This is a genomic window from Bradyrhizobium sp., assembly GCF_036009065.1.
Classification (GTDB): Bacteria; Pseudomonadota; Alphaproteobacteria; order Rhizobiales; family Xanthobacteraceae; genus Bradyrhizobium.
Window position 1 is genome coordinate 1 of the sequence record NZ_DASYMN010000306.1, and the last position, 25,513, is coordinate 25,513.

Annotated in this window: 24 protein-coding genes; 12 read left to right on the forward strand and 12 right to left on the reverse strand. The window is 63.9% G+C overall.

The genetic code is table 11. The annotated features are described in order from the left end of the window. The 3 genes from VGP39_RS18605 to VGP39_RS18615 all read right to left on the reverse strand — a co-directional run. Positions 1-618: helix-turn-helix domain-containing protein (locus VGP39_RS18605; RefSeq protein ID WP_327569567.1), on the reverse strand; the 618-nt coding region annotated here is incomplete at its 3' end. A gap of 139 nt (positions 619-757) precedes the next feature. Continuing rightward, complete coding sequence (gene tenA / locus VGP39_RS18610) at positions 758-1,441, reverse strand: thiaminase II (protein ID WP_327569568.1); 684 nt, start codon at positions 1,439-1,441, stop codon at positions 758-760. 230 nt (positions 1,442-1,671) lie between these two features. Beyond that, the gene (locus tag VGP39_RS18615) at positions 1,672-3,417 is read right to left on the reverse strand and encodes an ABC transporter ATP-binding protein/permease (protein WP_327569569.1); all 1,746 of its coding nucleotides are present in this window, start codon (positions 3,415-3,417) and stop codon (positions 1,672-1,674) included. Positions 3,418-3,723: 306 nt separating this feature from the next. Between VGP39_RS18615 and VGP39_RS18620 the strand changes: the two genes are divergently transcribed. Continuing rightward, positions 3,724-5,388: an L-lactate permease gene (locus VGP39_RS18620; RefSeq protein ID WP_327569570.1), complete on the forward strand. Its 1,665-nt coding sequence runs from the start codon at positions 3,724-3,726 to the stop codon at positions 5,386-5,388. A gap of 85 nt (positions 5,389-5,473) precedes the next feature. After that, entirely contained in the window at positions 5,474-5,872 is a 399-nt protein-coding gene (locus VGP39_RS18625) for an META domain-containing protein (RefSeq protein ID WP_414644725.1), read from the forward strand. 2 nt (positions 5,873-5,874) lie between these two features. Here VGP39_RS18625 and VGP39_RS18630 read toward each other — a convergent pair whose 3' ends face one another. Both VGP39_RS18630 and VGP39_RS18635 read right to left on the reverse strand, forming a co-directional pair. Next, entirely contained in the window at positions 5,875-7,344 is a 1,470-nt protein-coding gene (locus VGP39_RS18630; RefSeq protein ID WP_327569572.1) for a phytoene desaturase family protein, read from the reverse strand. 235 nt (positions 7,345-7,579) lie between these two features. Beyond that, a complete protein-coding gene (locus tag VGP39_RS18635) occupies positions 7,580-8,773 on the reverse strand; it encodes a hypothetical protein (RefSeq protein WP_327569573.1) in 1,194 nt (397 codons plus the stop codon). Between the two features lie 357 nt (positions 8,774-9,130). Between VGP39_RS18635 and VGP39_RS18640 the strand changes: the two genes are divergently transcribed. Together VGP39_RS18640 and VGP39_RS18645 are read left to right on the forward strand one after the other, a co-directional pair. After that, the gene (locus tag VGP39_RS18640) at positions 9,131-9,646 is read left to right on the forward strand and encodes a hypothetical protein (RefSeq protein ID WP_327569574.1); all 516 of its coding nucleotides are present in this window, start codon (positions 9,131-9,133) and stop codon (positions 9,644-9,646) included. A gap of 41 nt (positions 9,647-9,687) precedes the next feature. Further along, positions 9,688-10,908 carry an MFS transporter gene (locus VGP39_RS18645; RefSeq protein WP_327569575.1) on the forward strand — a complete coding sequence of 407 codons (1,221 nt, stop codon included), beginning with the start codon at positions 9,688-9,690 and terminating at the stop codon, positions 10,906-10,908. Positions 10,909-11,071: 163 nt separating this feature from the next. Here VGP39_RS18645 and VGP39_RS18650 read toward each other — a convergent pair whose 3' ends face one another. Next, positions 11,072-11,842, reverse strand: a complete 771-nt coding sequence (locus VGP39_RS18650) for a protein phosphatase CheZ (protein ID WP_327569576.1) — start codon at positions 11,840-11,842, stop codon at positions 11,072-11,074. 295 nt (positions 11,843-12,137) lie between these two features. Between VGP39_RS18650 and VGP39_RS18655 the strand changes: the two genes are divergently transcribed. The 3 genes from VGP39_RS18655 to VGP39_RS18665 all read left to right on the forward strand — a co-directional run bounded on the left by VGP39_RS18655 (position 12,138) and on the right by VGP39_RS18665 (position 13,923). Next, the gene (locus VGP39_RS18655) at positions 12,138-12,905 is read left to right on the forward strand and encodes a L,D-transpeptidase (protein WP_327569577.1); all 768 of its coding nucleotides are present in this window, start codon (positions 12,138-12,140) and stop codon (positions 12,903-12,905) included. Positions 12,906-13,121: 216 nt separating this feature from the next. Beyond that, the gene (locus tag VGP39_RS18660; protein ID WP_327569578.1) at positions 13,122-13,514 is read left to right on the forward strand and encodes a nucleotidyltransferase family protein; all 393 of its coding nucleotides are present in this window, start codon (positions 13,122-13,124) and stop codon (positions 13,512-13,514) included. Further along, positions 13,504-13,923: a DUF86 domain-containing protein gene (locus tag VGP39_RS18665; protein WP_327569579.1), complete on the forward strand. Its 420-nt coding sequence runs from the start codon at positions 13,504-13,506 to the stop codon at positions 13,921-13,923. The genes VGP39_RS18660 and VGP39_RS18665 overlap by 11 nt, the downstream gene beginning before the upstream one ends. Positions 13,924-14,040: 117 nt before the next feature. On the opposite strand, the gene VGP39_RS18670 is transcribed toward VGP39_RS18665, so the two are convergent. The 6 genes from VGP39_RS18670 to VGP39_RS18695 all read right to left on the reverse strand — a co-directional run bounded on the left by VGP39_RS18670 (position 14,041) and on the right by VGP39_RS18695 (position 19,927). Further along, positions 14,041-14,841: a DUF2076 domain-containing protein gene (locus tag VGP39_RS18670; RefSeq protein ID WP_327569589.1), complete on the reverse strand. Its 801-nt coding sequence runs from the start codon at positions 14,839-14,841 to the stop codon at positions 14,041-14,043. Positions 14,842-14,955: 114 nt separating this feature from the next. Next, positions 14,956-15,801 carry a ChbG/HpnK family deacetylase gene (locus VGP39_RS18675; RefSeq protein WP_327569580.1) on the reverse strand — a complete coding sequence of 282 codons (846 nt, stop codon included), beginning with the start codon at positions 15,799-15,801 and terminating at the stop codon, positions 14,956-14,958. Further along, on the reverse strand, positions 15,798-16,835 hold the full coding sequence (locus VGP39_RS18680; RefSeq protein WP_327569581.1) for a glycosyltransferase family 2 protein: 1,038 nt from the start codon (positions 16,833-16,835) through the stop codon (positions 15,798-15,800). Before VGP39_RS18680 ends, VGP39_RS18675 begins: the two co-directional genes overlap by 4 nt. 102 nt (positions 16,836-16,937) lie before the next feature. Beyond that, the gene (hisG, locus tag VGP39_RS18685) at positions 16,938-17,915 is read right to left on the reverse strand and encodes an ATP phosphoribosyltransferase (protein ID WP_327569582.1); all 978 of its coding nucleotides are present in this window, start codon (positions 17,913-17,915) and stop codon (positions 16,938-16,940) included. Beyond that, positions 17,912-19,057, reverse strand: a complete 1,146-nt coding sequence (locus tag VGP39_RS18690) for an ATP phosphoribosyltransferase regulatory subunit (RefSeq protein WP_327569583.1) — start codon at positions 19,055-19,057, stop codon at positions 17,912-17,914. The genes hisG and VGP39_RS18690 overlap by 4 nt, the downstream gene beginning before the upstream one ends. A 111-nt stretch (positions 19,058-19,168) precedes the next feature. Then, positions 19,169-19,927 carry a 16S rRNA (uracil(1498)-N(3))-methyltransferase gene (locus VGP39_RS18695; RefSeq protein WP_327569584.1) on the reverse strand — a complete coding sequence of 253 codons (759 nt, stop codon included), beginning with the start codon at positions 19,925-19,927 and terminating at the stop codon, positions 19,169-19,171. Between the two features lie 203 nt (positions 19,928-20,130). On the opposite strand from VGP39_RS18695, the gene VGP39_RS18700 reads away from it, so the two are divergent. The 5 genes from VGP39_RS18700 (at position 20,131) to VGP39_RS18720 (ending at position 25,109) form a co-directional block, all read left to right on the forward strand. After that, a complete protein-coding gene (locus tag VGP39_RS18700) occupies positions 20,131-20,796 on the forward strand; it encodes a hypothetical protein (protein ID WP_327569590.1) in 666 nt (221 codons plus the stop codon). A 10-nt stretch (positions 20,797-20,806) separates the two neighbouring features. After that, positions 20,807-21,742 carry a 4-hydroxybenzoate octaprenyltransferase gene (gene ubiA, locus VGP39_RS18705; RefSeq protein WP_327569585.1) on the forward strand — a complete coding sequence of 312 codons (936 nt, stop codon included), beginning with the start codon at positions 20,807-20,809 and terminating at the stop codon, positions 21,740-21,742. Between the two features lie 43 nt (positions 21,743-21,785). Further along, on the forward strand, positions 21,786-22,853 hold the full coding sequence (locus VGP39_RS18710; RefSeq protein WP_327569586.1) for an ABC transporter substrate-binding protein: 1,068 nt from the start codon (positions 21,786-21,788) through the stop codon (positions 22,851-22,853). 20 nt (positions 22,854-22,873) lie between these two features. Then, positions 22,874-24,247 carry an MmgE/PrpD family protein gene (locus tag VGP39_RS18715; RefSeq protein WP_327569587.1) on the forward strand — a complete coding sequence of 458 codons (1,374 nt, stop codon included), beginning with the start codon at positions 22,874-22,876 and terminating at the stop codon, positions 24,245-24,247. A 106-nt stretch (positions 24,248-24,353) separates the two neighbouring features. Beyond that, positions 24,354-25,109, forward strand: a complete 756-nt coding sequence (locus tag VGP39_RS18720) for a 3-oxoacyl-ACP reductase family protein (RefSeq protein ID WP_327569588.1) — start codon at positions 24,354-24,356, stop codon at positions 25,107-25,109. Positions 25,110-25,513: the final 404 nt, after the last annotated feature.

Consider the following 25,513-nt stretch of genomic DNA (forward strand, 5'->3'; position numbering starts at 1 on the left):
ATAGAGGGGAAGCCCGAACTCGCGGAACGCCGCATCCAGCACCGGCCAGACATGATCGGTGTCGGTGCGCGCCAGCGCCTGACAGCGCAGCAGATAGCGGCTGCAAGCGTCGGTGAGGGTCAGCGGCTCGCAGCGCTTGCCGTCGCCGGTCAAGAACCAGCCCTTGAAGTCGATGCACCACACATCGTTCGCGGCCGCGCAATCGGCAAACGGCGCGCTCGAGGGCGGGCCGCGGCGGCGCAGCTTGCGCTTCACCGTCAGCCCTTCGCGATCAAACAGCGCTCCGATCGTGCTCGCCGCAGGCCACTGCGTAGCAGACGGCTTGCGCTCCAGCCAGGCACGCACCTTCCGTGGACCCCAGGTCGGATGCTTGCGTCGCACCGCAAGGCAGCCTTCGGCGACATCATCCGCAAGCGCATGCGGATGATGCAGCGGCGCCCGCGAATGATCGAGCAGGCCGCCAACGCCTGCCTCCTGATAACGCGCAAGCCACTTGTAGCCGACCCTCCGGCTCACGCCGAAGTCCCGGCACAGCGCAGCAAATGATTCCTCGTGCTTCCCGGCAGCAATCACAAATCGCATCCGTTCATCCACGGCACAGGTCTCCGTCCATCCCATCGGCAAGTCCTCCTTGCCGACCAGTTGACCTGTTACCCATGTCCCCGGTCTATTGTGTTACCTATGTAGCCGGTCAGGACCCGATCCGACCTCTCCCCTGCGGGGAGAGGTGAGAAGGAGCCGCTTCAACCTAAATGCATCAGGCTCTAGTTTTTCCTGCCTGGCCCGCGCGCCAGCCCATTTCCCAGAAGTCGGCTTCGAGCCGGGTGGCTTCCTTGAAGATCACGATCAGTTCTGCCTCGCGGGCGGGCGTGGCGTAGAGGTCGGCAAGACCTTCCAGATGCGCCCGCGCTTTGGCCGCGACCTGCTGGTAGGGAGCACCGGCATACTCGGCGATCCAAACGCGATAAGGGTTCGCTGCAACGTGCGCATTGGGCCGCGAAGCGAGCCGCGTCGCGATTTCCGCATAGCCGATCACGCAAGGCGCAAGCGCCACCTCGAGCGCCAGCAGATCGCCGCGCATTCCCGTGTCGAGCACGTAACGTGTATAGGCCAGCGTCTCGACCGCCGCGGCGGTTTGTTCAAGATCGCCGGCCGACAGGCCCCAGCTGGTGCAAAGTTTCACATGCAGGTCCATCTCGACGTCGAGAATGGCCGAAAGGCCGGCCGCCGCTTCGCGCATGTCCGCGAGCTTGGGCGACTTATAGATCGAGAGCGCGTAGGCGCGGGCAAACTCGATGAGGAACAGATAGTCCTGAATGAGGTAGTGACGAAACGCCGTTTCGGCGAGCGAACCGTCTGCCAAGGCGTTTGTGAAGGGATGCTCGGTGTACGCGCTCCACTCGGCGGACGCCGCGGTCTTTAGGCGCTCGAAGAAACTCATCGACTTTTTCCGGTCCGCAGCATTGGCGTCAACACTGGAGAAGAGCCGAGTGAAATGTATCGGCAGTTGCAAGCTTGTAGGAGGCGCATGCGTGCCGCACGTTTCAGTTTCGGGTCAATGCTGCTCAGGACCAAGGCTGCAACTCCCCGTTCTATAGCTCATGACAGGTCCGAATATGAGTTATAGAGGCATCTTCTATAACTCACGGTATGAAACTGCCTCGATAGCGGTCAGGAGGCCTTCGCTCCCGCGCTCGTCTCCTGCAACACGAACCGGTCACCGTCGCGCGCAAGCGTCACGCCGCGCTGATGGAACGCCTCCAACGTGCTGCGATGTCCGATCGAGACCATCGTGGTCGCGGGCAACCTTTCCTGCAGCAGCCGGTAGAGCGCGGCTTCCGACGGTTCATCCAGCGACGCGGTGGCCTCATCGAGAAACAGGTACTGCGGCGCATGCAGTAGCGCGCGGGCGATGCCGAGGCGCTGCTGCTCGCCCAGCGAAAGCGTGCGATTCCAGTGCGCGTCTTCGTCGAGCCTCGGCGCGAGTTTTGGCAGCCCCACCGCACTCAAGGTTTCGCCGACCTGTTGCGGTGTGAATGCGCTTTCTTCCGCCGGGTAGGCAATGGCGGCCCTCAGTGTGCCGACCGGGAAATAAGGCCGCTGCGGCAACATCATCAGGGTGGCCTGCGGGGGAATCGCAATCGAGCCGGTCCCGAATGGCCAGATCCCGGCGATGGCGCGGAACAGCGTCGATTTCCCCGAGCCCGACGGGCCGGTCAGCAAGGTGCGCTCGCCGTTGCGGAGTTTGAGGCCGTCCGCCGTCACCAGCGGGACGCCATTGGGCAGGCTGACCAGAAGTTTCTCAAGGCCGATCGCTGCCTTGTCGTCGGAGCCGACATGAATGATGTTTTCCTTGGTGGTCAGCGCGGCTGCACTTTCAATGGATGCTTCGAATCCGCTGAGACGCGCCACCACGGAGCGCCATTCGGCGAGCGTGCGGTACGAGGTGATGAAGAACGACAGCGAGTCCTGGACGCTGCTGAAGGCGGAAGCCGTCTGCATCATGCCGCCGAGCTGAACCTTTTCGGCAAAATAGGCCGGCGCCACCAGCACGTAAGGAAAGATGACGGAGGCTTGCGAGTAGGTTGCGGTGAATGCGGTCAGCTTCTTCGTGCGCTGCATGATGTCCATCCAATTGTGGACCACATGTCCGAATCGCGACAGCAGCCGCGTGCGCTCGGCGGGTTCGCCGTGCAGCAACGCGATCTGCTCGCCATTTTCCCGCGCCCGGACCAGGTTGAAACGGAAATCCGCCTCATAGCGCTGCTGCTGGAAATTGAGGCCGACCAGCGGCCAGCCGATCAGATGGGTCAGGACCGTTCCGAGCAGCGCGTAGATCAGAGCGCCCCATACCAGGTAGCCGGGAATTGCGACCTCCATGCCAAACAGATGCAGCGGCGCTTCGTTGGACAGGCCCCAGAGAATGAAAATGAACGAGGCGAGGGTGACGACCGCGCTCAGCAAGCCGATGCCGAGCGCAAGCGTCTGCTCCACAAAACGCTGGGTGTCTTCCGCGATGCGCTGGTCCGGATTGTCGGCGGCATCGCCGAGCAGTTGCATCCGGTAGTGATTGGCGTCATGGAGCCAGCCGCCGAGATAGCGGTCGGTCATCCAGCGGCGCCAGCGGATCTGCAGCCACTGGTTGAGATAGAGCTGGTAGACCTTGAGCGCGATGTAGATCGCCGCGAGGACGCAGAAGTAGCCGATCTGGTAGGTGAAGACGTCCCGGTTGCGCTCCTGAAGCGCGTTGTAAAAAACATTGTTCCAGCGGTTGAACAGAACGTTCAAAAAGACCACTGCGAGCTCGATGGCGATGACCGCGGCCAGAAGACCGCGGCCGGCCCATTTGTCGTCGGAACGGAAGTAAGGAATTGCGATGCGCCATACGGCCGCGAGCGTGGAGCGGATGTTGTTCACAGACGGCTGTCTCCGGAAGAAGGGCGCCAAAGCCCTGAAAAAGCGAATGAATCGCGAGGGTGTAGACTAAAGTTGTAGAATTCTTGGCCTGCGGCGGCTTGTCGCAACCTGCAAGTTAATCCTAGCATGGACATAGCGGCGAGGGGTGGGGCCTTCCCAATTCGCGAGGTTGTGAGCGACGTTTGGCAGGGCTGAACTGCTCCGTTCACCTCATGCATACACAGAAGCTCCCGCCAATCACGCCAGCCGCGATGGACCGCCCACGCTGGTCCGCGCGCGAAATAATGCCGTGGGGGGAGACTTGCAATGTGGAATCAAATCTATAATCCGCTCGGCAATGCGACGTTGTCGACCATCGCCGCCGCGCTTCCCGTGGTCACGCTTTTGGTGCTGATTGCCAGCGGCAAGGTAAAGGCCCACATCGCGGCCCTCATCGCCCTGATCGTCGCCAATATCATCACGATTTTCGTCTATACGATGCCTGCCGATATGTCGATCCGGGCATCCTTGCTCGGCGTCGTGGTCGGCTTCTTCCCGATCGGCTGGATCGTCCTCAACGTGATTTTTCTCTACCGGATCACGGTCGAGACCGGACGCTTCGAACTGCTGAAGCGCGCAATCGGCGGCGTCACCAATGACCGCCGCTTGCAGTTGCTTTTGATCGCATTCGCCTTCGGCGCGTTTTTCGAGGGTGCTTCAGGGTTCGGCACGCCTGTTGCGATCACCGGTGCGGTTCTGATCGGCCTCGGCTTTTCGCCGCTCGCAGCTTCCGGCCTCTCGCTGATCGCCAACACCGCGCCGGTCGCCTATGGCGCACTCGGCACGCCGATCCAGGGGCTGGCCTCGGTCACCGGCCTTGATCCCTATATCCTCGGTGCGATGGTCGGACGGCAGTTGCCGTTTTTCTCGCTGCTGGTGCCGTTCTGGGTGGTGTGGGCGTTCGCTGGTTGGCGCGGCATGATGGCGGTGTGGCCGGCGATCCTGGTGACCGGCGTTTCGTTCGCGATCCCGCAATTCGTGATCTCGAATTACATTAACCCGTGGATCGTCGACATCGGCGCGTCGCTGATTTCGATGGGCTGCCTGATCCTGTTCCTGAAAGTCTGGCAGCCGAAAGAGCTCTGGCTGTCGCCGGCGCTGCGCGGCAAGGATGAATCGGCGTCCACGATGACGCCTGCGAAGCCGATGGACACCACCAAGCTGACCTCGGCGCAACTTTGGAGCGCGCTGCTGCCATGGATCATCGTCTGCATTGTGATGCTGATCTGGGGCAATGGGGCGTTCAAGACCTGGGCCAACTCGATCTTCGTCTGGAATTACCCGGTTCCGGAACTCCACAACCTGATCAACAAGGTACCGCCGGTGGCGGCAAAACCGACGCCGGAAGCCGCCGTGTTCGGATTCACCTATTTGTCATTCACCGGGTCGGGCATGCTGATTGCCGCGATCATCTCCGGGTTCCTGATGGGCTTCTCACCCGCCAGGATGATCGCGGAGTATGGCCGCACCATAAAACTGTGCGCGATTTCGCTGATCACGATTTCGGCGATGCTGGCGATCGGCACGCTGACGCGGCTGTCCGGCGTCGACGCGACGCTTGGCCTCGCATTCGCGGCGACCGGCGTGCTGTATCCCTTCTTCGGAACGCTGCTCGGCTGGCTCGGCGTGGCGCTGACGGGATCGGATACCGCTTCCAACGTGCTGTTCGGAAATCTGCAGAAGATCACCTCGGAGCAACTGGGCATCTCGCCGATCCTGATGAGCGCGGCGAACTCCTCCGGCGGCGTGATGGGCAAGATGATCGACGCGCAGTCGATCGTGGTGGCTTCCACCGCCACCAACTGGTACGGCCACGAAGGCACCATCCTGCGTTACGTATTCATGCACTCGATCGTGCTGGCCTGCCTTGTCGGCCTTCTGGTGATGCTGCAGGCCTACGTCTACCCGTTCACCGAGATGGTCTTGAAGTAGGACATCGCGCCGGCGATACGATAAGAAATCCCCGCGGCCGATGCCGCGGGGATTGTTTATGAGGGCACAGATGAAATCCGCGATCATGGTCGTAAGGCAGGCGGTTGCCGCATTGGCTTTGGGCACGGCGTTGCAGGCCGCGCCGGCACGTGCCGATGAAGGGTTTCCATTCGGGCTTGAGATGACGCTGGATGTCGCGCGCCAGCCCGGCTCGAAACGGGTGCCGACCCTGGAAATCGACGACTCCGGCGAGGTCATCCTCGAACTGTGGTGCAAGGGCGGCAAAGGTCAGTTCTCGGTCGCCGGCAACACCGTCATTTTTGTCGCAGGTCCCCTGCAGGATCGCGCCTGTCCGCCGGCGCGGGCGCAGGCCGACGATGAGCTGGTCGCGGCGCTGAGTGAAGCCGCAACCTGGAAGCGGCAGGGCGATTTCGTCTCGTTCATCGGGACGAAACTGCTGCGATTCCGGATCAACACAAACTGAATTCAGCTGTCGCCCAAAACCATGTCGGCGCAGGCGCCGGCCGACTGGATGACCCCGGTGTAGCCTCCGAATCCGGCATAGGCCGAAGCGAGGTAAATTCCCGGCACCGCCGTTCGCGGCGAGCGAGGGGGCGATTGCGGCGTCGGTGCGAATCCATAGACCGCACCCCCCGGCGCATTGAGATATTGCCGCACCGACAATGCGGTGTTGAACGATGATGAGGTGACCGCGTCGGCGAGCCCCGGATAAAATCCATCGAGATAGCGGGCGATCGCATCCTGCCAGCGCGCGCGTTTGTCGCGATAGAAGTCCGGATCCGAACCGTCCCAGTTCGACAGCCGGTCCGGCCCGAAGATCGACAGCACATAGGGCGGAGCGGGCACGCCGGAATCGATTGCCGCGTAGTCGACGATGGCAAAAGGCGGCATCCGGTCGGCCGGCTCGTCCGCCATCAGCGATGCGCCTTGTGCGTAGTCGTCAAGCCGCGTCATCCATGGCGGCAGCAACTGTGTCGAATATCCGCTGACGCCGAATTCGCGCGGCGGTTTTGACAGGCCCAGCGTGAGGGCGAACAGTGAGACGGAAGGCCGCAGTTCGGCGTAACTGTCGTTCAATTTCCGCGCTGCATCGTCGGGCATCAGCGACGCAAGTATTTCCGGCGCGGCGTTGCTGACGACGACAGGGCTCTCGACGGTCTGGACATCGCCGCCGTCCTTCGCGGCATGGGTCACGCCGCCTGGCCCGCCTTGCGCATTCAAGGCGATGCCGGTGACGACGCGGCGGATCACCACCTCGCCGCCGGCGGTCCTGACGGCGCGCGCCAGCGCGCTGGAGAGCCGCTGCGAGCCGCCCTGCACATAGCGCCCGCCGCTCAACAAAAAACCGCCCTGCGACATTGCAAAGAACGGCCACGACAGGGTCGTGGGATCGTCATGATAATAGGAGAGGTTTGCGGCGAGCGCGCATTTGACGGCTTCGTTGCTGCCGAAAACATCTTCGAATTTCTGCGACAGCGACAACGACCGATCGTTTTGCGGGATCATATCGATGTCGCCGGCCGAAGCGAGGCGCTGCATGGCATCGAGCACGTCGTCGATGCCGCCGCGGGCTTGCGGGAAGCGTTCCATCAGGGCACGCCGCGCCGCATCGAAATTGTCCGGCATCGCAAACGGCCGGTCGAGCGGACCGCCGCGCGCTTCGTAAAACCCGCCGCCGGCAATCCACTTCACCGCATCCAGCACGCCCGCGCGGGCCAGCACGCCATGTTTCGGATCGCGGGGATCGTTCGGGTCGCCGGTTTCATGGAGCGAGCCTTCGACGAACAGGTCGCCCGATTTATAGCTCGATGCCGCGCCGCCGACCGAGTTGCTGCGTTCGATGACGAGAACCTTGCGTCCCGCGCGCGCGAGAATCGCGCCGGCCGTCAAGCCCCCGAGGCCCGCGCCGATCACCACTACGTCATAGCGCGCCATCTAACCGCAAAACCCTGCCCCTTCGATCAAGGCCGTTAATTGCCGCTATGCGGCGGCATGTCAAATCGGCGGTTTCCGTGTCCCGGACGCGGTGCGGCATTCTTCATGCCGCTCCGCAGAGCCGGGACCGCACCAAACACCGCCGTCTGTGACGGCCCCGGCTCTGCAGCGCATCACGCCGTGAAGAACGGCGCGCTGCGCTGCGTCCGGGGGCACGCAATTCTTGTACGACGCGTTATTTCCAGGCCGACTTATCGGCGTCCCAGCGCTGGCCCTTGAATTCCATTGCGAGCGCATCGACGGATCCGTGGTCGTCGGGCTGTTCGCCTTCCTCATTGCTGCCGGAGGCATCCGCCAGTTTGAGCCTTGCACCCGCCGCCTCATCCGCGGTCGTGATGGACGGGTTGCCGACCCAGAGCATCAGGCGGTCGGACGCGCCCGGTCTGTCGGAAGACACCAGGGCATCGACTTCGATGGTCTCGGTGAGTTCGAGCGCGGCAAACAGCCGGCTCGGCCGCTTGAACGTCAGTTTCAGCTTTCCGGTGTCCTCATTCCATTGCGACGAATGCAGTTTCGCCGACATCGCTTTTGCGATCACCGCGGCGATCGCCGCCCCGAACTTGTCCCGGTTCAGCCTGTCGCCGTCGCGCCACTCGGCCGCGGGTAAGCGGATCGTGCGTTCCATGTCGACCACGCCGGCGGTCCAGCCGGCGGCGACCACGCCGGGCGACGACTTCGCTTTCGCGATCAATGCCGCGGCGCGATCCGGATCGACGCTGATGGTGACGGTCTGCTCGCCGGCACGCAACGCATCGCAGGTGACGGTCAGGCTGCTCAGCGACACCTCGACGTTTTGTCCCTTCAACCCCTTGAGAAATTCCAGCGCCGCGTCCAGCTTCACCCGCACTGCAACGGATTCCGGGGAAACTTCCGTAAAATCTTTTGGCGCGGCGGCGATGCCGTCATCGCTCGACTGGTTATTCTTGAATTCCTGCTCGCTGAGATCGGAATTGTCGCTCGATGAGACCTCGGTCACGGTCTGGCCGACGCTGATCTGGCCCTTGAACTCGAAGCTGTCGCCGGTCGGCTTGCGGACGAGCTTTACCGTAACCGGCAGTTTGTCGCCGAGGCTCTGCGTGGCGCCCGTTAGAGTCTGTCCGTTGACCGCAAGATTGGCGACGAAGCGGTCCTTGCGTTCGGAGCCCTTTTCGGCGGGATAGCAGACGTCGAGCACCGCCGCGGTCACGGTCTTGCCCTGGCGGCTCTCTTTAAGGATGACATCGGCATTGCCGTCCATCAGGCCGTCGATCGAGGTGAAATAACGGGTCTCGCTGGTTCCCGGCGAGGCCTTTGGCGAGAGCTTCATTTGAGCGAGGGCCGGACTTGAGGCGGCGGTCAGGCCGATCAGACAAAGGTGCAACGCGCGCATGTGCAGTTTTCCTGACGAGAATCGGGACGTTCTAGCAAACCCACCCACAAACCGCCAAAAAGAAGGCCGCGCCCGGCGGCGGCCTTCGACGGTCATCCGATGGACGAAATTTCCCCCTAAGCCAGCGGGGTCTGTATCGTTAGCAATCGATCTCCCGGAGTGCTAAATGTGCTCCGTGAATATGACTTGGACGCAGATCCCTCGAGCAAGGCCTTAAGTCCTTGGTGAGACCGATATAGGATGCTGGCGGAAACCAAATCGGAGCGCCAGCGTAATGTAGCTGGAGGTCGTTGCTCCAACAGGAGTTTTGCGCTTGGCTGCGGAACGGTGGTCAACGATTTTCGCTGGGGGGATGCCATGATCAGTTCAAGCAGCACGCGCGCGGTCGTCAATTTGGCGATCGCCTCGGCGCTGGCCGTGTTCCTTGGGGCGTGCGGAAGCATGAGCCTGCCGTCGTTTTCGTCAGGGCCGAGCGCGCCACCGGAGCCCGCGGTTGCGCCGGACATGCCGGCGACGATCCGCGCCGATGAGATCGCCGGCCGCTGGGGCCTTGCCTCCTACCAGAATCCCAATGACCGGCTGCGCACCGAGAAGGCGGCGCAGGGGCAATGCAAGCAGCCTTATGTCATCACCGTGGGACCGACGGGCGGCGTGATGATGCATCTGGCCGATCAGGCGACCCCGCAGGAACTGCGGCTGAAGGGCAGCCCGAGCGGCAAGAACTATATCGGTCCGCCCGGACCGGTCCCCGGCGAGCAGGATCGCGAAATCGTTTCCTTCGACGGCCGCATCCTGGTGACGCGGTTTGTCGACAAGGATGCCGCCGTCCGCTACGGCAACATGGTCTATGTCCGCTGCGCTCCCCGCGCATGATATCAACCGATCGTAATTCCCGCCCGTAAAGCCGTAAGCTGATGCATAAACTGCGCGACCTTGTTTTCGGACCGGGCCGCGCCGTCGCCGTGCTGTCGCTGACGGAAATCCTCGCCTGGGGCATCCTGATCTATCCCCCGGTGCTGATCCTGCCCCATCTGGCCGCCGACCATGGCTGGTCGCTGGCCTTTGGCATGGCGGGATTTTCGATCGGGCTCGTCACCTCCGGAATCCTGTCGCCGACGGTCTGCGGCCTGATCGATCGCCACGGCGGCAATATCGTGATGTCGCTGGGGGCGCTGGCTGGCGCGCTCGGTCTCGCGCTGCTGACGGTGGCGGACCAGCGTCCGGCCTATCTGGCGTGCTGGCTGTTGATCGGCGCCGCGATGTCCTCGACGCTGTACGATCCGGCGTTTACCACGCTGACGCGGATCTTCGGAACCTCGGCACGCCGCCAGATCACTTTCGTGACTTTCGCAGGCGGGTTCGCGTCCACGGTGGGCTGGCCGGCGACGCAGGTCCTGCTGGAGCATTTCGGCTGGCGCGGCGCCTATCTGACATTTGCCGCCGTGCTGGCCTTCGTCGTCGCCCCGCTGCACGCCTTTGCGCTGCCGCGCACGGTTGCCGTCGCGCCACTACCCGCCGCGTCGAGTTCGACGGCCTTGCCGGTGGCGCCGATGCGGCCGGAAGGATGGCCCTTTATCTTGCTTACCGCGGCATTTGCGCTGCATGCGTTCATTCTCTCGGGCGTGACGTCGAACCTGCTGGCGATGCTGCAGCGTGGCGGAATGGATGCCGCCACCGTGGTTGCGGTCGGGGCGCTGTTCGGGCCGGCGCAGGTAGCCTCGCGGCTGGCCGATTTCATGCTGGCAGGCCGGACTCATCCGCTCTGGATCGCGCGGGGCGCGGTCGCATTGATGGCCTTTGCCTTTTTCATGCTGTCGGTCGTTGGAGCATCGCCGCCGGTGGCCGCATTGTTCGCCGTCGCATTCGGCGCAGCCAACGGCGTGATGACCATCGCGCGCGGAGCGCTGCCGCTGCTGATGTACGGCCCCATCGGCTATGGCCGGGTGATCGGCCGCATTGCGCGGCCGGCGCTGTTCGTGCAGGCGCTGGCGCCGTTCGTGGTGGCGTCCGCCGTCGAGCGGCTCTCCGACCGCACCGTGCTCGAAATGGGCATCGTCGGCGCGCTGCTCGCGCTCGGATGTTTTCTGGCGATCAGGCCGCCGGGTCACGTGCCCCGGACGCGGCGCAGCGCGTAGCTCTTCGCCATAAGCGCGTTCACGCGCGTCTTCGACGCGCTATGGCGGTGCGCTGCAGAGCCCGGGCCCATTCAAGTGCATGGAGCGTGGAGACGTGGGTCCCGGCTCTGCGGAGCGGCATGAAGAATGCCGCACCGCGTCCGGGACACGACGCGGCCACGCGTCAGTTGAACATCGCGTCGATGTCGTCCTGCGAGGCGTGGCCGGCGTCGCCGGCGAGTTTCGGCCCGTTCAGCAGGCGGGCGTCGCCGACGCGGTGATCGACAGCGCCGGGCGCGTGCGCCTTGATGGCATCGATGCCGCCCCAGATATCCATCATGACGATGATGTGATGCTCGATGAATTTCATCGTCGCCATCACCTTGCTGATGCGCTGGCCGGTGAGATCCTGGAAATTGCACGCCTCGAAGATCGAAACCACGCGCTCCTGGATTTCCTCGCTGAGCAGCCGCTGCTGGTCCGGTGAGGTGACCTTGGCAAGCGCAGTCGCGGCCTGATCGATCGCCTCGGTGGCTTCCAGGATTTGCTGCGTCGCCTCTTCGGTGCCGCCGACCACGGCGCCGAGTTCGCCGGTCATCTTGGCCATTTCCGCGCCGTCGAAACTCTTGCCATGCAGCATCGCGATTTCCTGCTTGGTACGGGTGATGGCGTCGTGAATGAGATCGAGTTCGACTTTGAGCTTTTCGCATTGCTCGATCTGGGCGCGGTAGGTCTGCAGCAAGATCTGCGAATCGCTCGATTGCTGCGGCGTCGGATCGATGCCGGCTTGCGTTGCCGCGCCGCGGTGCGGGGCAGCCATCTGCTCGCGAAGGGCCCGCAACTCGTTCATGATTTCGCGGTGCATCGGCATTGCATCGCCATCGGCGTCAGCCGATATCGGCACGGTGCCGAAAAAGGATTCTTCGATACGAAAACGCTTGCGATGGACCGGCATCTGGAAAACCCCCAACCCTCGATGCAAGCGTTGTAGACCGGGGTGTTTTAACACCGGGTTCACGCGGGGATTGCGTGAAAGCCGCCCGGGCCGGCACACACCGTTGGTTAACCATGCGCGCCGCCGATTCACCGATTATCAACGTTAACAACGAGAACAGCGGCGACGCGCGACATGGTGAATCGAAACGCCGGTTTTGTTTACCAAACCGATTAGGTTTTGATTTTACTTAATGGCGTGTAACCGCCGCGCTCTCTTAGGGCGCACCCACGACGAAACAGTGCAGAGTACGTCGATGTCCAAGAAAATCTCCATCGCGCTGCTTGCCAGCGCATCCTATCTCGCCGTTCTTCATCCAGCCGCCGCGATCGAAGCGACCGAACCCCCCGTGGTCTATGCCGACCAGATGCTGCAGCGGCCGACGCCGGTGCGAACCGCCTCTGCCGACCGTTCGGCCATGGGCGGCGGCTTCATCGAGTTTCTGTTCAGCGATGGCCAGTCGGGCCGGCGTTACCAGCCGCAGCCTTCCTACGAGCCGCGCCGCGCGCTGCTGCCGCCGATGGATCCGCAGCAATCGATGCGCCAGGAAGATGCCAACGAGGTGGCGCGTCCTGCTTTCGATCCGAAATATGCAAAGCAGGCGGTCGAGTATCACGGCAAGGAGGGCGCCGGCACCATCGTGATCGACACCCCCAACAAGTTCCTGTTCCTGGTGCAGGGCGACGGCAGGGCGCTGCGCTACGGCATCGGCGTCGGCCGTCCCGGCTTCACCTGGTCGGGCGTCAAGACGATTTCCGCCAAGAAGGAATGGCCGGCCTGGACGCCGCCGCCGGAAATGCTGGCGCGCCGTCCGGATCTGCCGCGGCACATGGAAGGCGGTCCGCAAAATCCGCTGGGCGCCCGCGCCATGTATCTCGGCTCATCGCTGTATCGCATCCACGGCTCCAACGAACCGTGGACCATCGGCACCAACGTATCCTCAGGCTGCATCCGAATGCGCAATGAGGACGTCATCGACCTCTACGGCCGCGTCAATGTCGGCGCCAAGGTCGTCGTGCTCTGATCGCAACGCCGGACATCCCCCGCCGGCCGCAGAGGTCCTGGCGTTAACGTTCCGTCCAAACAACCTTAACGACCAAGGGGGGCGCGGCCTCTCCCCCATCGAAGGAAACTGGACTCGACACCGAAAGACGGCTATGCTTTGTCGTATACATCCGTATACGGGCCTAAAATGCGCGAAGTCTTATCTTTCCGCTTGGAGAACCAAGCAGCGGGAGCCATGCGCGCCAAGGCAGCAGCCGAGAGGAAGAGCGTCACAGCTTATCTGGAGGGGCTCGTAATGAGTGATCTTGCGCAAAGGTCAAACTCGCGCCCCGTCTTGGCGCGGGTCCTGCAACTGCTCCGTCAGAACAGGATAGATCTGGAAAAAGCCGGAATCCGGCATGCGGAGATATTCGGTTCGGTCGCTCGCGGGGAAGATACTCCCGACAGCGATGTCGATATCCTAGTCGATCTCGATCCCAAACTCGTCGACGACCTTTTTGCCTACAGCAGGGTGCAACGGAGACTTCAAGATCTGGTAGGACGGCCCGTGGACATCGCGCGGAAGGGCCGGCCGCGCAGCCCCGGGATGGACGCCGAAATCGACCGGGATGCTGTCCGTGCCTATTGAGCGGCGTCGGATCGACAGCCTGCGCGACATCGTCAAATACTGCGATCAGGTCGAAGAATTCGCGGCTGGATTCACGCAAGATCAATTCGAACAGGACCGCAAGACATACAATGCCGTCCTTTATTCGCTGCAGACCATCGGCGAAGCCGCCATCCGACTGGACAGGCAAGAGAAACGTCTCGGCGAAGGCGGACTGATGGAGAGACTTTATCCGGACGTTTCGTGGCCCGATGTTCGTGGCCTTTCGAACATCGTTCGGCATGGCTACGACGAGATCGATGCCGAAATCATCTGGAAGACGGCCACGAGCAGAATTCAATCCGTCCGAGATGCCGCTCGCCAGGAAATCGCCCGCTTGCAGCCGGACGAGACGGATAAAGACGAGCCCAACATCTCGCGGTCCATATAGACTACATGCACTGGCCACGGCTTATGCGGTGACGGCTTCGATGCCCACCTGTGATTGAAAACCGAAACGGCCGCTTCGACGAAGCGGCCGTTGCTTTGATGTCAGCGGGAACGCGTGTCAGACCGTATCGCTGTCGCCGCCGTCAAAATCGTCCGAATCCATATCCATGTCGTCTTGATCGCTCAGATCGTCGTTCGACGCTTGGTCAAAAAAGCCTGCGCGCGAACTGTCATCGGCGCGGTGACCGCCCGAGCCGATATCGTTGATGCCGGCGTCGCGTGCGAGATCGCTGCTGGATTGATCCGAACTCCACGGCGTACGGCTACCGCCGCCGCCAAGACCGGCAGAGTCGCCGAAGCCGCTTTGATGGCCGCCGCCCATCATTCCACGGATGCTGTTCATCAGCAGCCCGCCGCCGACGACGCCGGCAGCGGCCGCGGCCGCCGTGCCCAGAAACGAGCCGCCACCGCCGCCCATCGGCGCCTGCGGGCCGCCATGGGGCTGGCCGTATTGGGGCTGGCCGTATTGCCCCTGGTTGGTTTGTCCAGGACTTTGTCCCTGCTGTAACACCTGGCCGGTATTCCAGGCAGGGCGGCTGCCCACCTCGGGTGGGCGGACATTCGGCACCGAACCGCGTGACGGGGTCGGCCCGAAGATCGCATCGCGCATGGAATCGAGGAACCCGCCGGATTGATGCTGTTCGGGCTCGCCGCCCTCCAGTTCCTGAATGCGGGCATTGGCGCGCTTGAGCGCCTCGTCCTGCAGCAATGTGGTCTGCACCAGCGCATAGATCGCGTTCGGCGCCCGGCGCAGGACCTGCGAGATGGCGGCAGTGGCATCCGGATCGCGGGGCGCGCTCTCCAGCTTCGAGAGCCGATCGAAAAGGTCGTCAACCAGTTGACGTTCTTGCGGGGTCATAGCGTTCTCCACTTCGCTCAGGGGCCGAGCGCGGGGGAGATGTAGGAACGCTTTGGGTCGCAAGTAGTGCCGCTCGAAATTAATTTTCGCGGATGCGACAAAACGACCGATGAATTACGCCAACGTAACATTGTTCGCAGCCAGCAGCCGCGGAAAGGCCTCGCCGGCGAGAAATTCGTATTCGCGCTCGCGCTGATCCGTCAGCGGATCGAGGCTGATCAGGATGTCATCGATAAAGCCGGGGTGGCACATCACGAGGCCGCCGTCCGGCAGGCCGTCAAGAAACTGCCGCATCAGTTCGCCAAAATCCGGCGCTTGCGAAAAATCATAGGCGCCGGCGAATGCCGGGTTGAACGCGATGTTCGCGCGCGAAGCGGAACGCCGGAACTGCGCGCTCAGGATGTCGAGCAGCAACGCCTTTGGCATCCCGAGCCGCCGTGCCAGCGGTTGATGGCGTCCGCCCTGGCGCACCCAGGCATTTGGCGCGGCTTCCTTCACGGCCGCCAGAAACGCGTCGCGCACCTGCGGAAACAGCTGCACATGCTGGTGGCCATCGACAAAATCCGGCGCGCGGCCGAACTTCTCCATGAAAGCCGCGAGCTGCGCGGTCAATTCCGCGCGGATGATTTCAGGATCGAGCCGCCGCAGCAGGCCCGCGCGCAACATTCTGGGGAACGGCAGGAACAGCCCACCTTCGAGCGGCTTGAAGTGCAGCGTCAGCGGATGGAATGGCGCGGTCAGCGTGGCATGCAGGCCGACGGCACAGTGCGGACCCTTCGCCGCCGCATCGTTGAGGGCGCTGACTTCGTCGCGGCCGATCGCGGGGCCGACCACCATCACCGAGGCCGCGTTAAGACGGCCGCGTTCGATCAGGTCGCGGATCGCGCGGTTGACGCCGGGACTGAGACCGTAATCGTCGGCGCAGAGCCAGAGGTGGCGCGGCGGCGCGTCGCCGTTCATTCGGCGGCGGTCCGTTCGCCTTCGCCAGCGTTTGCCGCAATGTCGGCGCGTTTCTCGCTGTGCTCGGCCACGAAATAGATCGGGCGCGCCTTCAGCTCCGACAGGATCTTGCCGATGTATTCGCCGACAATGCCGATCATGATCAGCTGCACGCCGCCGATGGTCATCAGGCCGACCACCAGCGACGGATAACCCGGCACGGATTTGCCCACCACCCAGGTCTCCCACAGGATGGAAAGGCCGAACAGGAAGGCCACCGTGGCCAGCAGCACGCCGAACAGGCTGGCAAACCGCAGCGGCGCCACGGAAAACGAGGTCAATCCCTCGATCGACAGGCCGATCAAACGGCCCGGGCTGAAGGTGGTGATGCCGTGCGCGCGCGCCGCGGGTTCGTAATCGACGCGGATCTGGCGGAAGCCGATCCAGCTCGCGAGCCCCTTGAAGAAGCGGTTGCGTTCCGGAAGCTGCCGCAACGCCGCCGCGGCGCGCGGCGACAGCAGCCGGAAGTCGCCGGCGTCTTCGGGGATTTTCTGCCGTGCGCCCCAGTTGATCAGCGCGTAGAAGCCGTGCACCGCAAGGCGGCGCAACGCCGATTCGTTGTCGCGATGCGCCTTCGCGGTATAGACCACGTCGTAGCCGTCATCGATCCAGTGCCCGACCAGTTTCTCGACCAGATCGGGCGGATGCTGGCCGTCGCCGTCCATGAACATGACGGCGCCGCGCCGGGCGTGATCCAGCCCCGCCATCAGCGCTGCTTCCTTGCCGAAATTGCGCGACAGCGACACCACCTGGACATCGAGCGCGGCTGCGATAAGGCCTTGCGCGATGCTGAGCGTAGCGTCGGCGCTGCCGTCATCGACGTAGACCACTTCGCAGGCGAGGCCGTAGCGCTGCCTGAGCGCGGTCGCCAGTGCGCTGAGCCGCTCATGCAGCAATGCGAGGCCGGCCGCCTCGTTGTAAAGCGGCACGACGATCGACAGCCCCTGCGCGGCCGCGGTGGTGGACAAGCGAGATACGTCACTACCCAGCGTCATCGATCAGGTCCCAACCTTCCTAAGACAGCATACGGCAACCGACCGAAACAACATATGGTAACTGACCCAAGCTGTCGCCACGATGAACGGAAATTCAACCTGTCAAGGCCGCAAGAAGGCTTCGAGCCTGGCAAACAGCGGATTGTCGCGGTCCAGCACATAGTCCAGCGATGCCACCGACACGGTGTCCGCGCCATGCGCGCGCAAAAAGCTGGCGAGCGTGTAGAGCTGCGCGGGCGGGCAGTGCAGCGTGACCATTCCCGACGAGGTCGGGCCGCCGAACGGCGAAACCACGCCGAACCGGTTATGCGCCTCGGCCAGTAGTGCGGCGTCGCAGCCGGCAAAACGGGTGCGCACTTCGCGGTATTTGCTGGCGCGGGCGCGGGCGGCGATGTGGTCGAGAATGACGCGCGCGGTTTCGCGGGCCTCGATCGACCAGTCGGCGTCGCGCGAGGCGACGAGGTTGGCCTGGCTGCGCAGGATCGTGCCGTCGTCGAGCACCTTGAGGCCGTTGGCAGCGAGCGTGGCGCCGGTGGTGGTGATATCGACGATCATCTCGGCGGTGCCTACCGCCGGCGCGCCTTCGGTGGCGCCGGCGCTTTCCACGATGCGGTAATCGACCACGCCATGCGAGGCAAAGAACGCCCGGGTCAGGTTGATGTATTTGGTGGCGACCCGCATCCGGCGATTGTGCTGGGCGCGGAATCCGGTGGTGACGTCGTCGAGGTCGGCCATGGTGCGGACGTCGATCCAGGCCTGCGGCACCGCGACAACCACATTGGCGCTGCCAAAACCGAGCGGCTCGATCAGCAAGACGCGGCGCGCGGCATCCGGAATGCTTTCACGCACCAGGTCTTCGCCGGTGACACCGAGATGCACCGCGCCACGCGCCAGCTGCGCGGCAATTTCGCTCGCCGACAGGTACGCGATCTCGACATTGTCGAGGCCTGCGATGGCGCCGCGATAATCACGCGCGCCGCGCGGCTTGGCCAGTGCAAGTCCGGCGCGCGTGAAGAACGCCTCGGCATTTTCCTGCAGGCGCCCCTTCGAAGGCACCGCGAGAACGAACGGGGCAGTCATGGCGCGCTCCCAACCTGCGTCAGAGCCTCGATCCAGATCGAGAATCCGACTGCGGGGATCGGCGCATTCGCGCCAAGTTGCGTCATCAACCCGTCGTAGCGGCCGCCCGCCACCAGCGGCTCTGTGCCGTTGCCCTTAGCGTGCAGTTCGAATTCGAAGCCGGTGTAGTAATCGAGGCCGCGGCCGAACGATGTGGAGAACCGCGTCTTGATGGTGTCGATGCCGCGCGCGGCCATGAAGCCGATGCGGCTCTCGAACTGATCGATCGCGGCGGAAATGTCGAGCCTGGCGTCGGCAGCCAATGTGCGCAGTTGCGCCAGCGCGTCGTCGGGGTCGCCGGATATGGCGAGGAAGCGTTGGATCGATTCCCGCTTCTCCCGCGGCAACCCGCCGCCTTTCAGCGTCGATTGCTCAAGAAATCGATCGGCAATTTCCGAAACCGAACGGCCGCCGACATTGGTTGCGCCCGCGATCGACATCAGATCGGTCACCAGCGCCAGTGCGGCCTTGCGATCCGAGCCGGCAAGTGCCGCGAGAACCCCCTGATATTCATTATGTGCCGAGCCGGTGGCCACAGCGAGATGTTCGATATCCTGCTCCAGGCTGATCTTGCGGTTGAAATCCTTGATCAGCCGGCGTCTCCAGACCGGAAAAAGGTCGAGCGCGTCAAGCAGGGTGTTGAACAACGCGACGTCGCCCGTGCGGATTTCGACGTCGTTCAACCCGAACGCCGCGGTGGCCTCAAGGCCGAGCGCGAGCATCTCGGCGTCGGCAGCCGCGCGATCCTGCCGCCCGAAGGATTCGATGCCGGCCTGCAGAAATTCGCTCGGGGCTCCGCCACGATAGCGGAACACCGGCCCGAGGTAGCAAAACCCCATCGGCTGGCCGGCGTGGCCGGAGGCCAGATAATCCCGCGCCACCGGGATGGTGAGGTCGGGCCGCAGGCACAACTCCTCGCCCGACGCGTCGGTGGTCAGGTACAGGCTCTTGCGGATGTCTTCGCCGGAGAGGTCGAGGAACGGCTCGGCCGGCTGCAGGATTGCCGGATCGGCCTGCACATAGCCGGCCTGCGCGAACGACAACAGCAGCGCCTCCGCCCACGCGGCGGATCCGGTCGCAGCAGGGGCGGCGGTCTCGATCATCTCGAAGTCTCGGGGTTTCGGCATTGCAGCCGGATTTGGCGCAGCCCTTAGCACGGCTACCAGCCGGTTTCGACCACGATCGGCCAAAGGGCTTAATGGCCGGCAGCCCAATTACGCCCGCCGGGGGCCGGTCCAGTCGCCCAAAACGGCCTGTACCAGCGCCAGTGCGGCGACTGCGGCGGTGTCGGCCCGCAGGACCCGCGGTCCGAGCGCAAGCCTTAAGGTTTTGGGCTGCCGCAGCAACAGGGCCCGCTCGTCCTCGGCAAACCCGCCTTCGGGGCCGATCAGGACATCGATCCCTTGGGATGCCGCAGCCTCGGCTTGCAGCGCGGCTACCGGGCTAGCCGTCTCGGCGGCTTCGTCGCAGAAGATCAGCAGGCGCCGGTCCTCGCGCTGACCGAGCCAGCGCTCCAGCGGAACCGGTTCCGCCACGGCGGCGAGGCTCAGGATGCCGCATTGCTCGGCGGCCTCGATGACATTGGCGCGCATCCGCATCCCATTGACCCGCGCGACCTGGGTGAAACGGGTCAGCACCGGCTGCAGGGTCGAGGCGCCCATCTCGACCGCCTTTTGCACCATATAATCGAGCCTGGCATGTTTTAGCGGTGCGAAGACACAATGCAGGTCGGGCAGGCCATCCTGCGGCCGGGTTTGGGCAATGACCTGCAGATGGTCGGGACGCTTGCGGCCCGAGAGGGCGGCCCGCCATTCACCGTCGCGTCCATTGAACACCAGGATCGTGCCGCCGGCCGAAAGGCGCAGCACATTGCCGAGATAGTTGCTCTGGTTGCGGTCGAGCGGGATGCCGGCGCCAGCCGCAAGGTCGGCATCGACGTACAGCCGCGGACTGCTAAAATCGGCGAGGGGCATGATCAATGTTCCGTTCAGCCAGGCTTTTAGCCTAAAGGCGCGCGTATTCACCCAACTATCAGCCGATAGGGCGACCTTGCGCCGCGCTATCGCCCAATTCGACGGGTTGTTAAGAGGCCGCACCAATCGTAAAATGCCCCTGAATCGGACATCGCTTTCTGTCGGAAGCTTTGGGGATGGACCTTGCCGGAGGAACACCTTTGATCATCCGCCGTTTGATCGTGCCGCTGACCGTGGCCATCAGCGCCTGCGCCGTGCAGGCCAACGCTCAAGGCGCGTTTCCGGCGCCGCTGCCCGGCCAGCAGGCTGCGCCAGCCAATGCCTCGCCGTTCCCCTCCGTCAACGGCTCCGCTCCCGCTGCGTCGTTCGGACAGCCAAGTGCGTTTCCTTCGAACGGCGCCGCGCCGCTTGCCGGCGGTGCCCCCACGCAGCCGATAGGTGCGCCGCCACAGGCGGCGACCGGCTCGAGCGAGGCGTGCATGAAGGGGTTCGTTCCGCTGCGCGAGGAGGCCGAGAAGCGCGGCAAGGTGATCAAGGCCGCCATGGAACGGAAAGCGCCGGCCGATGAAGCCTGCAAGCTGATCGAGAGCTACTCGCAGGCCGAGTTCAAGATGATGAAATACGTCCAGCTCAACTCGACGAAGTGCAATATTCCGCCGCAGATCTCCGAGCAGATGAAGAAGAGTCACGAAGGCACCCAGGCGACGCTGAAGAAATGCATCACGGCGGCGCAGGCGCAGCAGCGCGGACCGGCCGGACCTTCTTTAAGCGAACTGCTGGGCTCGTCGGCGGCGCTTCCCGAGGCAACCGCCACCAAGAAGGGCGGCAGCACCTTCGACACCCTGAACGGCAACGTGCTCGCGCGATGACGCACGGCAGATGAACGGTGCCGCGGCCCGCGTCTCTGATGCGACCGACAACTGGGTCGATACCCGCGCGCCGCTGTGGTCGCGGCCTTATTTAAGGCTCTCCCGGCTCGACCGCCCGATCGGATCGTGGCTGCTGTTGCTGCCGTGCTGGTGGTCCGCGGCGCTGGCCGCGGGCGTCGCGCACGACCTCAGCCGGCTGCCCCTCATCCTCGGGCTGTTCCTGATCGGCGCCTTCGCCATGCGCGGCGCCGGCTGCACATGGAACGATATCACCGACCGCGATCTCGACGCGCAGGTGGAGCGGACGCGGTCGCGGCCGATACCGGCGGGGCAGGTGAGCGTGCCGCAGGCGGCGGCCTTTCTGGTGCTGCAGGCACTGGTCGGATTGGCGGTGCTGCTGCAGTTCAACCGCTTTGCGGTGGGGTGCGGGATCGCCTCGCTGGTCATCGTCGCGGTCTATCCTTTCATGAAACGCATCACGTACTGGCCGCAGATCGTGCTTGGCCTCGCGTTCTCCTGGGGCGCGCTGATGGGATTTGCGGTGACCTTCGGGCGGATCGATGCCACGGCGCTTGCGCTGTATGCCGGCTCGATCGCCTGGGTGATCGGCTACGACACCATCTATGCGCACCAGGACGCCGAGGATGACGCGCTGATCGGTATCAAATCGACCGCGCTGCTGTTCGGCGCGAAGACGCGCCCGGCGCTGATGGTGTTTTACGGATTGGCGGTGGCGCTGATTGGCGTGGCGCTGGCGCTGGCTGGTGCGGGATGGATGGCGTGGCTCGGGCTTGCGGCGTTTGCCGTGCATCTGATCTGGCAAATCGAACGTCTCGAGATCGGCGATCCCAAGCTGTGCCTGCGCATTTTCAAGTCCAACAGGAATGCGGGACTGTTGTTGTTTGCCGGGCTGCTGTCGGATGCAATATCTCGCGCGGCGGGTTAGAACGCCGGGTAAATAAAATACAAAAAGATACGAGGACGCGCCGATGAAGAACGCAAAATTATCCCGCCGCGACCTGCTCGCAGGGACTGGCGCGCTGGTCGCGGGCGCAGCGTTCTCCACCCGCGTGGTTGCCGCGGCGCCGCCGCCGGAGCCGGTGACGCCGGCGCTGATCGAGGCCGCCAAGAAGGAAGGCCAGGTGATCCATTACACCTCGACCGATTTGCCGGTCGCGGAGAAACTGGCAAAGGCGTTCGAGGCGAAATATCCGGGCGTAGCGGTGCGGGTCGAGCGCACCGGCGCCGAGCGCGTGTTCCAGCGCATCGGCCAGGAATACGCCAGCAACATCCGCGCGGTCGACGTGGTGAATTCCTCCGACGCCGCGCATTTTATCCTGTGGAAGCGCGAGGGCATGCTTGCGCCCTATGTGCCGGAAGACGTCGCAAAATTCTACTCCTCCGAGCACAAGGACGCGGATGGCCAGTTTGCCAGCTGGCGCATCTGGCTCAGCATCATCGCCTACAATACCAACATGGTGAAGGCGGAGGAGGCGCCGAAGAGTTTTGCCGACCTGCTGGATCCGAAATGGAAAGGCAAGATCGTCAAGGCGCATCCCGGCTATAGCGGCACCATCATGACCGCGACCTTTCAGATGCAGCGCGATCTCGGCTGGGGCTATTTCGAACAACTCGCCAAGCAGAATATCATGCAGGTGCAGTCCTCGGCCGATCCGCCGAAAAAGCTCGAGATCGGCGAACGGGCGGTCATGGCCGACGGCAACGAGTACAACATCTTCCAGATGAAGGAAGCCGGCCGCCCGGTGGCGCCGGTCTATGCCGCGGAAGGCTCGCCGCTGATCATCGGGCCGAACGGCATCTTCAAGACCTCGCCCAATCCGAACGCGGCAAAACTGTTTCAGTCGTTCTGCTTCAGCCGCGACGCCCAGCAGTTGATCGTCGATGCCGGCGGCCTGCGCTCGGCGCATCCGCAGACCCAGGAAAAGCCGGGGCGCAAGCCGTTCAAGGACATCAAGACCATGAAGGACGACGCCGCCACGGTGGAAAAAGAGAGCGACGCGATCAAGGCGCGCTATACAAAAATCTTCCGCATCTGATCGGTCGACAGCGAGCGCCCATGACATCCGGATTGCCCCAGACTTCCGTCGCCGAAACGCTTGCGCGTAAAATCGTTGCGTTGAAGCCCGGCAGCCTGCCGGCGGTGACCGCGCGCAAATGCGAGGATCTGCTGATCGACGTGGTCGGGTTGTGCGTCACCGCGCGCAATGAGGATTACATGAGCAGCGCGCTGACCGGCTGGGACGATGACGGCCCGTGCACGGCGATCGGCCACACGCGCACGCTGACCGCATCGGGTGCCGCCTTCGTCAACGGCACCGCGGCGCATGGCGAGGATTTCGACGACACCTTTGAGGGCGGTCCCGTGCATGCCGGCGCCGTGGTGGTGCCGGCGGTGCTGGCCGCGTGCGAGCGGCACAATCCGGATGGCAGCATGGCCTTGATCGGGATCGCCGTCGGCTGCGAGGTGCTGTGCCGGCTGAGCGTGGTGGTGCCGAAGGCGGTGCACAAGGCAGGATTTCACCCGACCGCGATTTTCGGCGCGATGGGGGCTGCGGCCGGCGTCGGCGCGGCGCTCGGCCTCAATGCAAAACAGATCGTCGATGCGCTCGGCATCGCCGGCAGCATGGCCGGTGGCATCATCGAATATCTCGCCGAGGGCGCCTGGACCAAGCGGCTGCATGCCGGCTGGGCGGCGCAGTCGGGGATGCGCGCGGCGTTGCTGGCGGATCAAGGCTTTGTCGGGCCACGCACGGTGTTCGAAGGCGTGCACGGGTTGTTCAACGGCTTTGCGCATACCACCGAGGGCAACTACAACGCGCTGACTGGCGATTTCGGTGAGCGCTGGGTGGTCGACACGCTGGCGTTCAAGCCCTATCCGTGCGGGACGATGGCGCAGCCTTACATCGATTGCGCCAGGCGGCTGGCGGCGCGCGGTGTTGCCGCCGAGGACATCAGGGAAATCGTGTGCGAGGTGGCGGAGGGCACGGTGCACCGGCTGTGGGAGTCGCTCGCCGACAAACAGCGCCCGCCCAATGGCTACGCCGCCAAGTTCGCGGTGCCCTACCTGCTGGCGGCGGGATTCGTGCATGGCGGGGTCGGACTGGGCGCATTCACCGAAAGCGCGATCCGCGATCCCTGGGTGCTGGCGCTCGCCGCAAAAGTAAAATTCACGATCGATCCGGATAATCCTTATCCGAACAACTACACCGGCCACATCCGCGCCACCCTGAACGACGGCAGCGTGATCGAGGAACGGCAGCCCTATTTGCGCGGCGGCGCGCAGGAGCCGCTGACGCGGCAGGACGTCACGGAAAAATTCATGCTCAACGCGCAGCACGGCGGCTGGAACACGGCGCAGAGCGACGCCGCGCTGAAGCTGCTGGCGGGGTTGTATGAAAGTCGACTCGATCTGAGCGCATTGCGAAATTAGTGTTCGTCATGGCCGGGCTTGTCCCGGCCATCCACGTCTTTGCGTCACAAGAAAGTAAGACGTTGATGCCCGGGACAAGCCCGGGCATGACGAGGAGAGGGCGGGAATGAGCAACAAAGAACTCACCGGCAAGGTCGCCATCGTCACCGGCGCGGGACGCAATATCGGCCGCGCCATCGCGCTGGCGCTGGCCGAAGCCGGCGCGTCCATTGTGGTGAATGCGCGCGGCAACCGCGCCGAGGCGGACGCCGTCGCGCATGAGATAGAAGCCGCTGGCGGCAAGGCATTGGTGCAGATCGGCGACGTCGCCGATGTCGCGGCGGTGCAGGCGATGGCGGATGCGGCGGTGAAGCGTTTTGGCGGCATCGATATCCTGATCAACAACGCCGCGCTGCGGCGGGAAAAGCCGTTCGCCGAGATGAGCCACGCCGAATGGCGCGAGATCATGGGCGTCACGCTGGATGGCGCGTTTCATTGCGTGAAAGCCTGCCTCCCGGCACTGCGGAAAAGCGGCGCAGGCACCGTGATCAATATCGGCGGCCTGAGCGCACATACCGGCGCGAAGAACCGGGCGCATGTGGTGACGGCGAAAGCCGGATTGATCGGTTTCACGCGCGCGCTGGCGCATGATCTCGCCGACGACGGCATCACCGTCAATTGCGTGGTGCCGGGACTGATCGGTACGCCGCGCCCCAAAGACAAGCCCGAGCCCGCGCATCATCTCACCCATGGCACGATCACCGGGGAGCGCGGCAAGCCGGAAGACGTCGCCGCTTCGGTGCGATTCCTTTGCGGTCCCGACGCGCGTTATGTCACCGGGCAGGCGATCCATATCAACGGCGGGGCGTATCTGGGGGCCTAACTTTTGCGGCCTGATCGTAGGGTGGGCAAAGCCGGCGCGTCGCGCGAATGCGCGTCTCGCTGGCGTGCCCACCATCTTCTCGTTGCTTGATTAGGGTGGGCAAGGCGCAAGCGCGCCTTTGCCCACCCTACGATGCTGTAAGTGCTGGTAAAAATTTTTTTTGCATTCCTTATCCCCGTCCCCTGAGGCGGGCTTATTATCGCTGCCGTCCTGTCCGATGAGGGGTCGCTTTCTAGAAGCGATCCTTCAGCGGACAGAGCAAAAGCTGGCCGGACCGGGGCCCCGGAACGGTCGATGGCCTGGTTGGTGGAGCGCCGGGAGGCGCTGCGCCTAGCCTTGGGCGCGCGCGGTGCCTTGCCGCGCGAGGTGGGTACGTTAATCCCGCCTCTAGGGGTGCCCGTTGG

Bases quoted from the DNA above. Each gene is read 5' to 3' on its own strand.
- tenA (WP_327569568.1), bottom strand. From the start codon at position 1,441: ATGAGTTTCTTCGAGCGCCTAAAGACCGCGGCGTCCGCCGAGTGGAGC.
- VGP39_RS18620 (WP_327569570.1), top strand. From the start codon at position 3,724: ATGTGGAATCAAATCTATAATCCGCTCGGCAATGCGACGTTGTCGACC.
- VGP39_RS18625 (WP_414644725.1), top strand. From the start codon at position 5,474: ATGGTCGTAAGGCAGGCGGTTGCCGCATTGGCTTTGGGCACGGCGTTG.
- VGP39_RS18630 (WP_327569572.1), bottom strand. From the start codon at position 7,344: ATGGCGCGCTATGACGTAGTGGTGATCGGCGCGGGCCTCGGGGGCTTG.
- VGP39_RS18635 (WP_327569573.1), bottom strand. From the start codon at position 8,773: ATGCGCGCGTTGCACCTTTGTCTGATCGGCCTGACCGCCGCCTCAAGT.
- VGP39_RS18640 (WP_327569574.1), top strand. From the start codon at position 9,131: ATGATCAGTTCAAGCAGCACGCGCGCGGTCGTCAATTTGGCGATCGCC.
- VGP39_RS18645 (WP_327569575.1), top strand. From the start codon at position 9,688: ATGCATAAACTGCGCGACCTTGTTTTCGGACCGGGCCGCGCCGTCGCC.
- VGP39_RS18650 (WP_327569576.1), bottom strand. From the start codon at position 11,842: ATGCCGGTCCATCGCAAGCGTTTTCGTATCGAAGAATCCTTTTTCGGC.
- VGP39_RS18655 (WP_327569577.1), top strand. From the start codon at position 12,138: ATGTCCAAGAAAATCTCCATCGCGCTGCTTGCCAGCGCATCCTATCTC.
- VGP39_RS18660 (WP_327569578.1), top strand. From the start codon at position 13,122: ATGCGCGCCAAGGCAGCAGCCGAGAGGAAGAGCGTCACAGCTTATCTG.
- VGP39_RS18670 (WP_327569589.1), bottom strand. From the start codon at position 14,841: ATGACCCCGCAAGAACGTCAACTGGTTGACGACCTTTTCGATCGGCTC.
- VGP39_RS18675 (WP_327569580.1), bottom strand. From the start codon at position 15,801: ATGAACGGCGACGCGCCGCCGCGCCACCTCTGGCTCTGCGCCGACGAT.
- VGP39_RS18680 (WP_327569581.1), bottom strand. From the start codon at position 16,835: ATGACGCTGGGTAGTGACGTATCTCGCTTGTCCACCACCGCGGCCGCG.
- hisG (WP_327569582.1), bottom strand. From the start codon at position 17,915: ATGACTGCCCCGTTCGTTCTCGCGGTGCCTTCGAAGGGGCGCCTGCAG.
- VGP39_RS18690 (WP_327569583.1), bottom strand. From the start codon at position 19,057: ATGATCGAGACCGCCGCCCCTGCTGCGACCGGATCCGCCGCGTGGGCG.
- VGP39_RS18695 (WP_327569584.1), bottom strand. From the start codon at position 19,927: ATGCCCCTCGCCGATTTTAGCAGTCCGCGGCTGTACGTCGATGCCGAC.
- ubiA (WP_327569585.1), top strand. From the start codon at position 20,807: ATGAACGGTGCCGCGGCCCGCGTCTCTGATGCGACCGACAACTGGGTC.
- VGP39_RS18710 (WP_327569586.1), top strand. From the start codon at position 21,786: ATGAAGAACGCAAAATTATCCCGCCGCGACCTGCTCGCAGGGACTGGC.
- VGP39_RS18715 (WP_327569587.1), top strand. From the start codon at position 22,874: ATGACATCCGGATTGCCCCAGACTTCCGTCGCCGAAACGCTTGCGCGT.
- VGP39_RS18720 (WP_327569588.1), top strand. From the start codon at position 24,354: ATGAGCAACAAAGAACTCACCGGCAAGGTCGCCATCGTCACCGGCGCG.